The sequence below is a fragment of the Amycolatopsis sp. 2-15 genome, assembly GCF_030285625.1.
GTDB lineage: Bacteria > Actinomycetota > Actinomycetes > Mycobacteriales > Pseudonocardiaceae > Amycolatopsis > Amycolatopsis carbonis.
Genome location: NZ_CP127294.1, coordinates 7,595,733 through 7,610,973 on the forward strand (window position 1 = coordinate 7,595,733; position 15,241 = coordinate 7,610,973).

The following is a 15,241-nucleotide window of genomic DNA, read 5'->3' on the forward strand; positions in this document are numbered from 1 at the left end:
CCGGTGCAGCGGACGAGCCTCGTCGACATCCGGGTCGGCACCGGCGGGCGCAGCACGAGCGTCGGCTCCGGGTACCTGATCAGCCCGACCCTGGTGATCACGGCGCGTCACGTTGTCGTCGAACGGCAGATCGACGGTGGGCCCGAGCCGGCGGCGGATGGCGCCTCGCCCACGATCAAGGTCAGAGTGGGACACGTCGACGACGAGGCGTCCCTCCACCGGTCCGATGCGACCGTCTGCTGGCACCGCCCCGACGTCGATGTCGCCTTGTTAAGACTGGCGAGGCCGGCGCCCTTCCGGCCCGGTGTTCGCTGGGGGTCGCTGGTCACGAACGCGAGCGGCGAGTATTCCGGTGTCGGGTATCCGGACTTCGCGATCTACGACGACAATGTTCGTTCCGTTGAGCAGCTCGGGGGCAGGCTCGACCCGCTGTCGTCGGGCCCGAACGGCACCTATGTGCTGCACCAGGGTTCGTCCCCCGACCTCCGCGGGGGCCACGAATGGAGTGGCATTTCGGGCGCCGCGGTCTTCTGCGCCGAACTGCTCGTCGGCATCGTGGTCCAGGACGACAACCACCACGGAAACCGGCGGCTCTACGCGACGCGGGCCCGCAAGCTCCTTCAGGATCCCGAGTTCGTCGAGATCGTCGAGGGAGAGTCGAGTGAACCGGTCGAACTCGAATCGGTCGAGTTCCGGCACCTGGTGGAGCCCGCGCCACCGCGCCGCGAGTTCGCCGCCCCGAGTATGGTGCTGCGTCCGGACGCCGAGGCCGTGCCCTTCCACGGCCGCGCCGCCGAACTCGATGAACTGACGGACTGGTGCCTCGACCGGAGCCGCTTCAGCGTGCACGTCGTCACCGGCCCCGGCGGCCAAGGCAAGACCCGGCTCGGCCGCGAGTTGGCGAGGCGGTTGCGCCGGCGGGGTTGGGTCGCCGGACTGGTCAAGCGCGACGCGAAGGTCGATCGGGACAGCCCGGGTGGAGTTCAGGAACCGGTCTTGCTGATCGTCGACTACGCCGAGACCCAGCCGGAGCTGCTTCGGAACCTTTCGGCCTGGGCGAGCGGGGCCACGCACCCGGTGCGCCTGCTGTTGCTCGCCCGCGCCCGCGGTGAATGGGAGCGGACCGCCGAAATCCGGGTGCGGACCGAGACCCGGCTGCGTGCTCTCAGCGATGACGGCAGCGACCACGCGGGCTGGTTTCGCGAGGTGGCCCAGGGCCTCGCCCGGCATCTGCCCGCCGTCGACCGTTACGACCGAGTCGAGTGGTCGCGCATCGCGGCGGACCTCGTCGTCCCGCCGACGGCCACGCGTGGTGAGACCGCGTTGAAGGTCGAGATGGGCGCCCTCGTCACCCTGTTGCGCCAAGGCCTGGACGGCAGTGGCCCGGCAAGCGGCGACTCGGTCGAGGAAGAGTTGCTGTTCCACGAAAGAAGGTATTGGCGTGCGCGGTCGGCCGAGTCCGACCTCGGAAAGCGGGCGGACTGGATTCTTGCTCGGGCGGTCGCGGCGGCGGTGCTGTGCCCCACCCGCACCCGGAAGGAATCCGAGCAGACCATCGGGCGGGCGTTGCCGCAGGACCCGAGTTCGACCGTCGAAGAGGTCGTACGGGTGGTGCGGGATCTGTACCCGCCGCCGGCCGAGCGCTACTGGGGCCAGCTGGAACCGGATCGGCTCGCGGAATTCCACGCGAGCACCGAGGTGCTGGCCGACGAAGAGTTCCTGCCGAGCCTGTTCGGTGGCGCGACGGACGAGCAGCGCACGCACCTGCTGACGGTGCTGGCGCGGGCGGCGGTCGCCCACGCGAACGACGGGCGGAAGGACCAGGCGGCGCGCCTTGTCGTCGCGCTGGGCAACGTTCTCGGTCAGCCGGCGCCGGACCGTCCGTTGACGGTCGCGATGATGCGCGGGCACTCGGACGCCCTTCCGGAAAAGTCGCACGTGCTGCGCGACTACGCCCTCGACGTCGCCGTGCGGCTGCGCGACTTGACCGAGGCCGCGGACGGCTCGTCCTCCCGCGATTACGCCGCGGCAGTGCAGAACCTGGGCCGACGGCACGCTGCCGTCGGCAACTGGGCGGCGGCCGTGCAGGCGTCCGAGGAGGCGGCGAAGATCCGTGCGGTGTGGGCAGGGCCGGAGGGGTCGATCGCCGATCGGGCCGCGCACGCGGAATCGTTGGTCGCGCTCTCCGAAGCGGCGCGCCTTTCCGGGGACCGGCATGTGGCGTACGAAGCGGGCAGCGAGGCGCTGAGTATTTCCCGCACCCTGATCGCGTTCTCCAGTGGAGTGGATTCCCTGCCGTACAAGGTGGGTTTGGCTCGAACGCTCATCACCCTGTCACCGGTGCTGTGGCAACTCGGGATCCACGACATCGCATACGATGACCGCGCTCGGTCGGTGGGTTACACCACGGAGGCAGTGAATCTCGCGCGGGAAGTCGTCGCCGTGGATCCCGAACTGGCTCCCGATCTGCTCGCGAAGGCACTCGACGCACACAGCTCGAACTTGTGGCGTTTGCGCAAATTCGCGGAGATCGCGGACCCGAGCAAGCAGGCGGAAGAGGCGGCGCGAACCCTGGCCACGCAAAACCCGGACGCCTGGGACCCGGACCTCGCCGACGCGCTGCTGGGCCTTTCCGTGTCCTTGGAAAATGAGGACCGAGCCCGAAGGATGGAGTTGACGGTGGAGGCGATCGCCCTGCTCACTCCCCTGGCCGAAGACCTGCCCACGGTTCACGAGCACACGCTGGCCCAACTCTGGCACAACCTCGCTTGCGACCAACGTGATTCAAAAGAGCTCGCCGACGCACTGGACTCGATCGGCCGGGCGATCGAATTCCGCAAGCGCGCGGCGACCACGGGAACAGCGATCGCCAACCACGCTCATTCTCTGCAAATTCGCGGCCGCATTTACAGAGCCACCGAGCGCTTTCAAGATGCACTGGACACATTTGTCGAGGCGCATCGCATCACTGACCACCATCTTGGCGGGCTCAGTCCCGGCGAGATCAGGGTACGCGCGGACATCACAGCTGACCTCGGCTGGACATATTTCGGACAGCAGAAACCCTCCGCCGCAGTAAAGGCTCTGGACCAGGCCATCGCCGAGTTCCGCAGGCTGACGGCACATGCGCCGGCTGTCTACGCACAATATTACGCCGCCGCATTGCACGATCAAGCGGCCGTACTGGCGGACTACGATCGGACCGCACAGGCACGGACCCGATGGCGTCAGGCCATCGCGAACTATCGCCAGATCACCGACCCCGAAGAATGGGTGACCGAAGCGCTGGCGGAGGCGCTTCTCGATCTCGGGTCGAGCTACACGTCCCGCGTCACCACCGCGGACCGTGCCGTGGCACCACTCCGTGATGCGTACCTTCGGTGGACGTCGTTGGCGTCGCACAACCCGGCGCACAAGGTCCCGTTGGCTCAAACTTGCGTGGACCTGTCGCATGCGTTGACCATGACCGGGCAGTTCGCGGACGCCGTTCAGGTCACCGAGCGGGAGGTGTCGGTGCGGCGTCAATTGCTCGCCGCCGGCTCTGATCACGCCAACCTGTGGCTCTGCCACGCTCTGCTCCGCTTGGCCGAGTCTCAGGCGATGACAGGAATGGTTGACGATGCCTGGGATACGGTCCTCGACGCGCAGCGACGATGCCAAGCAGCAGCCGTACTCGATGAAGCCGTGCAAGACCAGGCCTTTTTGTTTCATCGAGTTGCCCGCGCACTGAGCCTGTGCGCCCGCTTCGACCGGCACTCGCCGGAGTCGGCCCGGCGCAAGTCGATGCTCGCCGAGCAGTTCGCGGGACGCGCGGTAACGCTCTACCGGCAGCAGGTCGACGACTCCGGAGTTATCCAAGACCAGGCCTCTTTGAACAAATCCGTCACGATGCTCGCAGAAATTCTGAGACGCCTGGGGAGCCACTGGGAGGCAGCCGATGTCGAACACCGACGAGGGGAAGGATACCGTGAACGCGCAACCCGATGACGACGCGAACAAGTCGACCAACGAGATTCTCGAAGAAGAAAAAGCTCGTGACGGGTCGGCCAGACTATTTTATGGGAATGTCAACGAATTCGTGACCGACCGCCTGCGTTATCTGTACCCGCTGCCACCCGCGGGATCCGGGTGGGCGTGGTGTGCCGAGTGGTACAGGCATGCGCAGGCATTGTCCCGCCTGGACTCGGTGTGGCGCGCCTGGGAGAACCTGCGCTTCGACGCGGCGCTGGGCATGTCGGCGTGGTGGATCCACCACGCCGACCCGATGATGCGCGCCCTGCTCGACCCCGCCACCGGACCATTCGCGAAATGCATCGGCGGGCACCGTTCCGATGAACCGCTGCCCGTCATGGAGCCGCCGTCCGGGCTGTTCTTCGACCAACGCACGCAAGGCGACCCGCTGGCCGGGCACCCGCTCGCGCTCGACTGACGACCGGCTCGGCGCGCTGAAGGACGACCGCGGAGCAGTCCAGGACAGCCATCCTCGCTAAGCGGGTGGCCAGACCTCGTCATTGCTCGAACAGGTACGGACAACCGGCTCGGTCAACGTCGCCCTCGCGTGCAGCTACGGCGAAGGGGCAGCGACTGATCGTTTCAGCGCGACGAGCGCAGAGTAGCTGTGGCGTACCGTCGTTCTGCGACGGCTCAGTTCGCCGCGAGCGTCACGGCGAAGTCCGGCGGTGTCCGCAGCGATTGGAAGACGACGCAGTAGCGTTCGGTCAACTTCTTCAGCGTCGCGAGCTGGTCGGGGTCGGCATCGGTGTCGAGGTCGAACGACAGCCGGATCGCGCGGAAGCCCACGGGGGCGTCCTTCGCGACGGCCAGCGTGCCGCGGAAGTCGAGGTCGCCCTCGGCGCGGACGCGGCCGCCGCGCACTTCGAGGCCCAGCGACGTCGCCACCGCTCGCAGCGTCACGCCGGCGCAGGCGACGAGCGCTTCGAGCAGCATGTCACCGGAGCAGGCGAGGGTGCCGTCGCCGCCGGTCGCCGGGTGCAGTCCGGCCTCGACGATCGCGCGGCCGGTTTCGACCTTGCAGGAGATGCCGAGGCCGTCCAGTTCGGCGTCGGCATGCAGCGTGACGAGCGCACTCGCCGGTTCGTCGCGGTACTTGTCCTTCAGCGGGGCCTGGGTCGCGCGCAGCTCTTCGGAGTCCATGCGCTCGATTGTGCCCACATTTCCCGGAAAACAAAAAGGTGTAGCCACGGCGAGCCGGTGTGAACGGAAATCGACGAGTGGGCGATGGATGGGCTGAAATTCAGCGAGACCTGCCGGCTCGAACGTCGACCACGGGGACCGAATCCGCACCCAGGTGCTTCTCCCCCGCGCGCAACGTCGGTCACCGTCTTCCCGGGATCGGCGAATGCTCAGGTCAGTACCAGGGGGCGTCCAGCCAGTCCACGTACGCCGGGCGCCAGGTCCGGTCCCAGCAGCGGGGCAGCCGGTGGCGGACCGCCTCGGCGCGGGCTCGCTCCTGGCCGTACAGCAACGCGAAGGTGAATCCGCTCTGCCCGGCCCCCTCCGCGCCGGCGAGCAGCTCGGTGAGTGCCCGGCCGCTGACCACGCTGTCCTGGTGTTCGCCGAGCAGCCGCCGCAGCTTTTCCAGCCTGCGGTCGAAGCGTTTGGCTGATGGCCCCACCACCGGCCGGGCCACCAGCGCCGATTCGCGCAGGTGGCGGGCGACCTTGCGCACCGCGTGCAGCCCGGCGTCGGAAGGGTCGCACCGCCGCACTGCCTCGAGCAGCAGCTCGGCCGTGGACCGGATGTGCACCAGCAGCTCGGTGCCCGCCGGGCGCTCGGCCGGCGCGGTGAGTGCCGGGTCGTCGACGAACAGCTCGAGCCGGCCGCGCACGGCCAGCCAGCGGGGTGAGTCCAGCGCCTCGGACAACGCGGCACCGGCCGCCGCGTCGACCCGGGCGAAGTGCTCGGAGACCAGGGTCCGGACCGGGCCTCGGTGCAGTTCGTCGTCCAGCTCGTCCAGCCCGGCGGTGATCCGCTCCCGGGCGACCTGGGCGTCGCGGGCCAGGGAAACCTCGCGGCCCAGCCAGCGCAGCTCGTCGATCAGCTCGGTCACCAGCTGCTGATCCGCTACGAGCGGCCGGTAGGTGCGCAGCGCCGCCCGGGTGCGCCGGACCGCGGTGCGAAGATCGAACGCGGCGTCCGGCACGTCGTGGCGGATCGCCCGCTCGGACTGGGCGAGCCGTTCCCGCTGGGACCGCAGGTACGCCGTCAGCGCCTCCCCGGCGGTGGCGTCCGGCCCCAGCGGGGCCGGGCGTGGCGCCCGGGGCAGCCTGACCCGCAACGCCGTTGTGCTGTCTATTGGTGAGTCCGTCTGCCACATCATCGGAGGTCATGATCCTCAACTCCGCTCCAGTACACGGTGTTTCAGGTCATGAATGTTCGTTATGGGGTGCCGTGGCGGCCGGCAACTTTCCCCTGCGGAACCCGCGGCCGAGAGGGTGACTCGATGGACCGACCGCGCGGAGAAAAGCGCAGGTCACTTGCTTCTCTGCAAGCGAGAGCTGCTCGTGGTGGTCAGCCGCGGGTCGCGGAGGCGGAGTCCGGACCGACGGGCACTGCGGCCGGGTCATGCGCGTTCCGAGCGTTCGAGCGGCCGCCGCATTTTTCGCTACGATTCACCGGCACCGAGAACGTTCGACTGACACCTTGGAGTGACTATGCCGCGCCCGTACGCCAGTGGAGTCGTCGCCGCGCCCGTCGACAAGGTCTGGGCCCAGGTCCGCGCCTTCGGAGACTTGCCCGCCTTCCTGCCCGCGATCGGCCACAGCGCGATCGTCGAGGGCGTCGACGGGCAGGCCGGGGCCGTCCGGCGGCTTACCCTCGCCACGGGCGGCGACCCCTTCGACGAACGGCTGTTGGCCTTGGACGACCCCGGTCGCACCCTCATCTACTCGTTCGTCGGCGCGAACCCGTTCGGCGTGCGCCGCTATGTCTCGACGGTCCGGGTCAGCCCGGTCACCGACACCGGCGAGTCCTTCGTCGAGTGGTGGGCCGAGTACGACGCCGACGCGGGCCAGGAGGAAGAGCTCAACCGCACCTTCGCCGAGGACGTGTACGGCAGCGGCATCACCGGGCTGCGGAAGCTGCTCGCGTAGGGGCAATGGATGGCTTCGCGCCGAATCTTGCCCTGGTCGACGCGCGCCGGTAAACGTCGCGCTGGGCGCGTTGGTCCCCGGCGTAGGCGGGCGATTGTGTTGTCCCCGGCGGTGATCTGCGCCTCGCGCTGACCAACCTCGTTGGTCAGCTCGAGGATGCAGCGGGCGCGCCGGGCGGTAGAGCGTCGCCATCATGGTCGTTCGTGCTCGCACAACCCCCGAAGGCCGGTTGACAAGCGGATCCGAGCCCGCCGATCATAGAACTCACACTGAGTGTGACAACGTTGTCAGACGGGCGATCGGAGCGACGTGACCCAGCTGAATCGCAGGCGGTTTCTGTCCGGTGGGATCGCGATCGCCGGTGGTGGCGCTCTCGGCGCACTCGGGCTGTCGGGCACGGCCGACGCGGCGCCGGGCGGCACGGCAGGCGCGCGTCCCCTCCACCTCGACGGACGCGAGATCACCAGTGGCTGGACCTTCACCGCGGCCGACACGACGACGACGCCCGGGGACCGGTTCGCCAGTGCCCAGCACCTCACGGGGCTGAAGCCGGCAGTCGTGCCGGGGACGCCGCTCACGAGCATGATCGCCAACGGCGAGTACCCCGATCCCTTGTACGGCCACATCGTGACCGACACGGTCCCGGACACCCTCAAGGACACCGGCTACTGGTACCGGGTCGCGTTCGCCGTGCCGCGGCTGATCCCGGGCCAGCGGTTCTGGCTTCGGTTCGACGGCATCAACTACCTGGGGACCATCTGGCTCAACGGCACCGAAGTCGGCACCGTCGCGGGTGCGTTCAAGCGGAGTGTCTTCGACGTCACGGACATCATCGCGAACGCCGGCGGCACGGCGTACCTGGCGGTGCTGGTCGGCAAGCTGGACTACGCCGACCCTCCGTCGGCGCCGAGCTACGCCAGCGGGGTGACGCGCGGCGGGCGCAACGGTGGCAAGACCGGGATCACCTTGCAGAACGGGCCGACGTTCTTCTGCACGGCAGGCTGGGACTGGCTGCCGACCATCCCCGATCGGGACCTGGGCATCTGGCAGCCGGTCACCTGGTCCACCACCGGCCCGGTCCGGTTGACCGACGTGCGCGTCGATCCGACGCTGTCGGCCGATCTGCGCACGGCCGACGTCACGGTCGACCTCGCTCTCGACAGCGCGTTCGACACTGCGAAAGCGGTGGTGCTGAAGGGATCCCTCGACGGTCACGACTTCGAGCGGACCGTCACCGTGCCGGCCGGGACGTCCACGGTCACGCTGACGCCGAAAGACCTCGCCTGCCTGCGTCTGGACCGCCCGAAGCTGTGGTGGCCCAACGGATACGGCGACCCCTACCGCTATCGGTTCACGATCGCGGTGGAGTCCGGCCGGCAGGTCTGCGACGAGCGGACGGTGGACTTCGGTGTGCGGCGGATCGAGTACACCAAGCCGGTCACGTCACCGTCGGGCGCGACCGTCGACGGCCTGGCGATCACCGTCAACAACCAGCCGATCCTCGTGATGGGCGGCAACTGGGGCTTGGACGAGGCGCTCAAACGCATTCCGCGCCAACGGCTGCGCGACCAGGTGCGGCTGCACCGCGACGCCAACCTCAACCTGATCCGGAACTGGAACGGGCAAAGCAGCACCGAAGACTTCTTCGAGGCGTGCGACGAGTACGGCATTCTCGTGTGGCAGGACTTCTTCTGCTCGACCGAAGGCCCGCCGCCGGCGGACGTCGCCCGCGACCTGGACAACATCCGCGACTGCATCGTGCGGTTCCGCAACCACCCGTCGATCCTGCTCTGGTGCGGTGGCAACGAAGGCCCGCCGCCGCAGCCGCTCATCGACGGCCTGGACGCGCTGGTGGCCGAGCTCGACCCGAAACGCGCGGCGCTGACCAGCTCGGCCGGGGACACCGGCAAGGACCCCATCGGCGGGTACAGCTCCGGCGGGCCGTACCACTGGGTCACCCCCAGCACCCACTTTTCGTTGAACGACGGCACGAAATGGCCCCCCTTCCACAACGAGGTCGGCTCGTACTCGATCCCGACGCTGGAGTTCATCCGGAAGATGCTCCCCGAGGCGTCGTGGGAGCATCCGGACGACTTCTGGGCCGACCGCGATGTCAACGGAAACGGGGGCAACGGCGGCGGCGCCGGGTACCTCGAGCTCACCGCGCAGCGCTACGGCGAAGTGCTGAACCTCCCGGACTTCGCCCGCAAGTCGCAGCTGATGAACTACGAGTGCATCAAGGCGATCTACGAGGCGCACGCTGCGAACATGCTCAGTGCCGCGCCGGGCAAGCCCTACCCGCGCACCGGAGTCATCATGTGGATGACCAATCCCGCGCAGCCCAGTTTCGTCTGGCAGATGTACACCCACGACCTCGAGGCGCATTCGGCGTTCTACGCGGTCCAGCACGCGTGCCGGCGCGTCAACGTGATCCTCGACCGCCAGACCCTCGACGTGGTGGTGGCCAATCACACCCGAGCGGCCGTGCGGGGCACCGTCGACGTCACTCTCTACGCCCTGAACGGGGCCGCGTTCGCTCGCGCCTCCCTGCGCATTCCCGGGGCGGGCGCGTCCGACCACACCATGATCGGGACCATCGCGCCACAGCTCAACACCGCGCCCGACGACGTCGCCTTCGTCCGGCTGTCCCTCAAGGACTCGCACGGTACGGAACTGGTCCGCACCTTCTCCTGGGTCGAGAACCCGGTGCGGCCCACGGGATTCGCGAGCCTGGACGCCGCGCCCGCGCCCGCCGTCTCCGTCGTGGCCGACGCGCGACGCGGGCGGGACGAGCTCGACCTGACCGTGAAGGTCGAGAACATCGGCCACGCCGTGGCACTGATGCTGCACCTGCAGGTCTACGACACCCGGACCGGCGAACGCGTCCTGCCGGCCACGTTCAGCGACAACTACCTGAACCTGGCCGGCGGCGAGTCGAGCACCGTCCGCGTGCAGCTGACCGACGAGCAGGCCCGGCGCCACCCCGACCTCGGCGTGCGGATCGACGGCTGGAAGCTCGACCAGCACGCCTCCCGCCTGCGGGGCCACGGCGTGGCCGTCACCTTCAACCAGACCGCGCTGTCCACCCATCCCCCGGCGAAGACCTTCGGCGGGTGATCGAGCAGGGCCGGGGTCACCCCTGAGTGTCGCAGCGGCGACCGCAAGCGTGGTGGTGCGGCCATCAGGCAGGCCTCCTCGCGGCCTGGGCTCTCGTCGACCGCCTCGGTGAAAAATACCCTGCGGCAAAGCGGTTTTGCCGTGCGTGAGGCCGGGCAGACTCGGGGCCGAGAGACGAGGAGACAGCCCATGACGGTGACCGAACGCACGACCGAAGACCGCTACCCCACCAGGCTCCCGCATGCCGCCGACCTGGTGGCACGCGCCGATCCCACGGTGTGGCCGGGCCGAATACCCGGACCGTTCACTGTGGACGACCTTGCCGGCTTCGACCGTCACGGCTACCTGGTCGTGAAAAACCTGCTGGGCACCGATGAGGTGACTTCCTTGCAAACGGAGGCGGCCCGGCTCGCCGACGACTCCTCCGCCGACGACCCGCGAGTGATCCGCGAAAAGCGCTCCGGCGCCGTCCGCTCGGTTTTCCAGGTGCACCGGACCAGCACGGTCATCAGCGCGCTTGTCCGGAACCCCGCCGTCCTGGATCGCGCGCGACAGATTCTCGGGTCCGAAGTGTACGTCCACCAGAGCCGGATCAACTTCATGCCCGGCTTCACCGGCGAGGGCTTCTACTGGCACTCTGACTTCGAGACATGGCACGCCGAAGACGGTTTGCCGGCGCCCCGCGCGGTCAGCATGTCCCTGGCCCTGTCGACGAACTTCCCCTACAACGGCGGGTTGATGGTGATCCCGGGGTCGCACCGCACATTTGTCCCCTGCATCGGCGAAACCCCGGCCGACCACTACCAGGCCTCGTTGCGCGAGCAGGAAATCGGCGTCCCCGCCCGCCACGACATCGAACAGCTGGCCCGCCCCCACGGCATCGACCAGTTCACCGGCCCGGCCGGCAGCGCCCTGTGGTTCGACTCGAACGTCCTGCACGGCTCGGGCAACAACATCACGCCGTTCCCGCGCTCCAACGTCTTCGTGGTGTTCAACAGCGTCGAGAACACGCCCGTCGAACCGTTCGCCGCCCCGGCCCGCCGCCCGGACTACGTGGCAGAACGGGACTTCACTCCGCTGGACGACGCTCGCCGTTGATCCGCTTTCCACCGCCGGTCCACTTCGGACGAGGGTCGGCCGGCGGTGTCGAACGCGGCTCGACACCCACTGCTACTGACGTCCCAGCACACGTCACGCCGGAGGCGGAGGTGTGCCGGCCTCGATGATGCGCAGCGCATGGCCGGGCACGGTGACTTCCACCTCGCCGCTGAGGTCGTCGAGGTCGTCGAGGTCGTCGAGGTCACGATGCAGCACGAGCGCGGTCAACGGTGGTGTGGTTCCGAGCAAGACCCGGGCGAGCGGCACGGTCCGGACCACCTCGACGACCTGAGCGCGCGCCCGAAGCGCGTGGTACGAGAGGCGATCCCGACCACCGATGCGGACTTCCTCCGGCCGGTAGTACACCGTTCCCCGTGTCGCGCCGTTGCCGAGAACCGCGCCGTTGCCGAGAACCGTGGGGTCGATCGGCAGGTCACCGACGTGGACGCAGTCGGTGTCCTCGCGGGCGGGGCCGAGCGCGGCCCAGCCGAGCAGGCGTGCGGTGACCGCGTCGGTGGGATGGCGCGTGAGCTCGTCCGCGGGCCCGGTCTGGCGGAGGGTGCCGGCGTCGAGGATGGCCAGGTCGTCGGCGAGGCGGAGCGCTTCGTCGCGGTCGTGCGTGACGTGGATGGCGGGCACGGCGAGGTCGCGCAGCGTCGCGCGCAGCACCTCGCGCAGCTCCTCCCGGACGGGCTGGTCGAGTGCCGAGAGGGGTTCGTCCAGCAGGAGCGCGGCCGGCCGGGCGGCGAGGGCTCGGGCCAACGCGACTCGTTGCCGTTCCCCGCCGCTGAGCGAGCGTGGCGCGCGGCGGGCGAGGTGCGCGATGCCGAACCTGGCGAGCAGTTCGTCGATTTCCGGGCTGCGCCGCTGTCCCCGCAACGCGGGTGCGAAGCCGACATTGTCGCGAACGGACAGATGGGGAAACAGGGCGGCGTCCTGGAACACCACGCCGATCCCGCGAAGGTCGGCGGGCCGGCCGGTGATGTCCTCGCCGTCGAGGCGCACCCGGCCGCGTCGAGGGGTGCGGAACCCGGCGATGGTGTCGAGCAGCACGCTCTTGCCCGCGCCGGAGGGCCCGAGCACGACCAGGACGCTGCCGGCTCGAACGGTGAGGTCCAGCGGCCCGAGCTGGAAGGAGCCCGCGCGGGTGAGCAGGTCGGACACGGTAAGCACGCGTCACCGCCTGGGCCGGGTGGTGCCGGCGACGAGCCACCCGGAGGCGAGCGTGCGCAGCACGAGAAACGTGGCCAGGGCGACGAGCAGGAGCAGCACCGCCGCCGATGCGGATTCGGCGAGCCCCGCGGACAAGAACAGGTTGTAGATCGCGACCGGCGCGGTGGCCGGGTAGTAGGCGAGGATGACGACGGCACCGAACTCGCTGATCGAGCGGGCGTACACGAGCACTGCGCCGGTCAGGATTCCGCGCCAGGCCAGCGGGAGGCTGACCCGCCGGAACGTCTGCCCCGGAGAGGCGCCCAGGCTCCGGGCGGCGCGTTCCACGTTGGGGTCCAGGGCTTCGAACGCGACCCGGGCACTGTTGACGGCGAACGGCGCGCTGACGAACAGCATCGCCACGATGATCCCGGCCTGCGTCCCGTAGAACGACAACCCCACGGGTTGCAGTGGAGCGCCGAGCCAGCCGGTGCGACCGAACACGAACAGCAGGGCTATCCCGGCGACCGTGTGCGGAATCGCCAGCGGCAGATCCACGATCGCCTGCACCAGGGCATGCCCGGGAAACCGCCGCCGGGCGAGCAAGCAGGCCAGCGGAACACCGAGCACGGTCGCTATCACCGCGGTGATAGCGGCGTCCTGCACGCTCAGCAGCACCGCGTCCCGGATCTCCTCGTTGACCGCGGCGTCGCGGAGGCCGCCGGGCGACGTCGCCGTCACCAGTCCGAGCACGGGCAGCAGGATGAACCCGAGCAGCACCCCGCTGGCAACCCACAACAGCGCCGGGAACAGCCCCCGCGTCACCCGGATCGCACTCCACCGTCCTCGTTCGCGGGAGGCCGTGTCGTTCATTCAGCCCTCAGGCAGTTCGGCCGGCACGGTCTGCGGCCGCACCGAGGCAGGCACCTGCGCGCCGTTGGCGGCACCGGCGACCGCCGGGCTGACCACGGTGAACCCGTTGTCGCGCATGATCTTCTGCCCCGCCGGGGAGAGCACGAACTCGACGAACCTCAGGCCCGCCTCCGCGTTGGGCGCGTTGGTCGGCACGGTCAGCGCGTACACGATCGGCTTGCCCGTCCGGGCACCTGAGGACGTCGGCACGCTGACCGTCGCGTACGTCGCGGCTTGCGCCGGGTCGGACAAGTCGATCCGGCTCGGCAGGTCGAGGAATTTCAGGTGGTGTTGCAACGCGTCGGATCGGTAGATCCCCAGGTAGTCGATCTGCCCGGTGGACACCGCGGGCAACAGCTGTGTCTCGGTGCCGACCATCGTCTCGGGCGGCGAATTCGCCAGCACCCCGGCCGACAGGTTCGGCTGGTGGTAGTAGTTCTGCGCCAGCGCGAGCATCTGCAGTGTCTGATACCCCGACGGGTCGGTGTCCGGATTGGACCGTCCGACCTTCACCCCCGGCTGTGCCAGCACCTGGTGCCAGTTGTCCGCCGTGAGGCCGGCCGCGCCCTTGCTCTGGTCGGTGTAGGCGAAGGTGATGCGGTTCGAGGCGAACCCGACGTACCAGTTCGCGAACTGCGTGCCGCCGTTCGCGCCGTACATCTTCGACGGGATCAGCGAGTAGTCCGCTACACCCAGCACGTCGACCGGGTTGTGCAGCTCGGCGATGCCCCGCATCACCTCGACGCTCCCGGCGAAGCGCGACTGCACCGCCACGCCCGGGTTCTGCGCCTTGAACGCCGCGATCATCGCCGTGAACGGCTTGGCCAACGTGCCCGCCCCGTTCACGATCAAGGTGCCGGCAACCGGGACGGCGGAACCACTCGCCGGAGCCGACGGCGCCGGCGGCGACGACCCGCACGCGGCCACCACAGCCACCGCACCGATTACCAGGAACCTGAGCCCGAAGCCACGTCGCATCGCGCCTCCTCCCGCCGCGTCGCCGAGGGAGCAAGACTACCGACCGAGTGGTACGGACGACAGCCCCGAACAGCCCGCGCGCCGCAATCACGACACATCACCGCGACGGCCGGCGAACCGGGCTCGAGGCGGAGTTCCCGCACCGCCTCGGTGCTCATCAGGGACACCACGCCGTCGCGGCCGCACTGGAACTCGACTTGCGCCATCACCTGGTCGGCGACGATCGCGGTGACCAGCCCAGCCAGCCGGTTGCGCGCCGAACTCCCGGAGCCCTCCTCGCTGCATTCACACTTCGGCGCGGTGCCGCTCCGCGAGGAGCTTCAGGTTGAGCAACTGCCGTCGGGCCATGATCAGGTCGCCGACGGACAGCCCGCGAGCCACCCAGCGGTTGGTTTGCATGACAAGCTTGAACAGCAGGCGCGTCCTGTCGGGATCCTGTGGCACGAGGACGTAGGACATGTAGGCGCCCATGATGACGCTGGTCAGCTGTTCCCCGGGATCGACCGAGACGATCCGGCCCAGTCTGCGCCCGCCGGCGGTCGTGAACTTTTCACCGACGTGCGGCTCGGGGAGATCCACCAGCTCGCGAGGTGAGCGGCGGCCCAGGTTGTCGATCCAGTCGTATGAGTAGGGGGCAAGCCGCACCTGTGTGACCCAGGGCCACACCGCTTCCGAAGGCGCCCGCACACCCACGCCCCGCCAGGCCTGCAGCGCGGGTGAGGTGACGAAGTCGTCGCATGGGTAGGAGCGCACGATCTCGCTGTCGCTGACACCCCATCGGTCACCGAGCATGCCTCGATCTTCACTCACGCCGGCCCGGTCTTCAAGCCCGCTACGGAACGCCGACGGGCGGGACGACCGGGCCGTTCGCT

At 69.1% G+C, this 15,241-nt stretch carries 11 protein-coding genes and 1 pseudogene; 5 read left to right on the top strand and 7 right to left on the bottom strand.

Going from position 1 to position 15,241, the window contains the following annotated elements:
- Nucleotides 1-3: 3 nt before the first annotated feature.
- Both QRX50_RS37520 and QRX50_RS37525 read left to right on the top strand, forming a co-directional pair.
- Entirely contained in the window at nt 4-3,987 is a 3,984-nt protein-coding gene (locus tag QRX50_RS37520; RefSeq protein WP_285967806.1) for a trypsin-like serine protease, read from the top strand.
- Nucleotides 3,938-4,429 carry a DUF4913 domain-containing protein gene (locus tag QRX50_RS37525; protein WP_285967807.1) on the top strand — a complete coding sequence of 164 codons (492 nt, stop codon included), beginning with the start codon at nt 3,938-3,940 and terminating at the stop codon, nt 4,427-4,429. The genes QRX50_RS37520 and QRX50_RS37525 overlap by 50 nt, the downstream gene beginning before the upstream one ends.
- Nucleotides 4,430-4,644: 215 nt before the next feature.
- On the opposite strand, the gene QRX50_RS37530 is transcribed toward QRX50_RS37525, so the two are convergent.
- Together QRX50_RS37530 and QRX50_RS37535 are read right to left on the bottom strand one after the other, a co-directional pair.
- A complete protein-coding gene (locus tag QRX50_RS37530; RefSeq protein WP_285967808.1) occupies nt 4,645-5,154 on the bottom strand; it encodes an OsmC family protein in 510 nt (169 codons plus the stop codon).
- Between the two features lie 214 nt (nt 5,155-5,368).
- A complete protein-coding gene (locus tag QRX50_RS37535; protein ID WP_285967809.1) occupies nt 5,369-6,340 on the bottom strand; it encodes a CHAD domain-containing protein in 972 nt (323 codons plus the stop codon).
- Between the two features lie 334 nt (nt 6,341-6,674).
- Between QRX50_RS37535 and QRX50_RS37540 the strand changes: the two genes are divergently transcribed.
- The 3 genes from QRX50_RS37540 to thpD all read left to right on the top strand — a co-directional run bounded on the left by QRX50_RS37540 (nt 6,675) and on the right by thpD (nt 11,327).
- A complete protein-coding gene (locus QRX50_RS37540; RefSeq protein ID WP_285967810.1) occupies nt 6,675-7,112 on the top strand; it encodes an SRPBCC family protein in 438 nt (145 codons plus the stop codon).
- A gap of 309 nt (nt 7,113-7,421) precedes the next feature.
- Nucleotides 7,422-10,229, top strand: coding sequence for a glycoside hydrolase family 2 protein (locus QRX50_RS37545; protein ID WP_285967811.1), 2,808 nt, complete (start codon nt 7,422-7,424; stop codon nt 10,227-10,229).
- Nucleotides 10,230-10,418: 189 nt separating this feature from the next.
- Nucleotides 10,419-11,327 (top strand): ectoine hydroxylase, encoded by a 909-nt coding sequence (thpD, locus tag QRX50_RS37550; protein WP_285967812.1) that lies wholly within the window; start codon nt 10,419-10,421, stop codon nt 11,325-11,327.
- 93 nt (nt 11,328-11,420) lie between these two features.
- On the opposite strand, the gene QRX50_RS37555 is transcribed toward thpD, so the two are convergent.
- From QRX50_RS37555 to QRX50_RS37575, 5 genes and pseudogenes are all read right to left on the bottom strand, one after another.
- Nucleotides 11,421-12,500 (bottom strand): ABC transporter ATP-binding protein, encoded by a 1,080-nt coding sequence (locus tag QRX50_RS37555; RefSeq protein ID WP_285967813.1) that lies wholly within the window; start codon nt 12,498-12,500, stop codon nt 11,421-11,423.
- Between the two features lie 3 nt (nt 12,501-12,503).
- On the bottom strand, nt 12,504-13,304 hold the full coding sequence (locus tag QRX50_RS37560) for an ABC transporter permease (protein ID WP_285967814.1): 801 nt from the start codon (nt 13,302-13,304) through the stop codon (nt 12,504-12,506).
- A 48-nt stretch (nt 13,305-13,352) separates the two neighbouring features.
- A complete protein-coding gene (locus tag QRX50_RS37565) occupies nt 13,353-14,369 on the bottom strand; it encodes an extracellular solute-binding protein (RefSeq protein WP_285967815.1) in 1,017 nt (338 codons plus the stop codon).
- Nucleotides 14,370-14,464: 95 nt separating this feature from the next.
- Nucleotides 14,465-14,641 (bottom strand): annotated as a pseudogene (locus QRX50_RS37570) (TOBE domain-containing protein); the annotation flags it as partial.
- Nucleotides 14,642-14,654: 13 nt separating this feature from the next.
- A complete protein-coding gene (locus tag QRX50_RS37575; protein WP_285967816.1) occupies nt 14,655-15,161 on the bottom strand; it encodes a polyketide cyclase in 507 nt (168 codons plus the stop codon).
- Between the last annotated feature and the right edge of the window lie 80 nt (nt 15,162-15,241).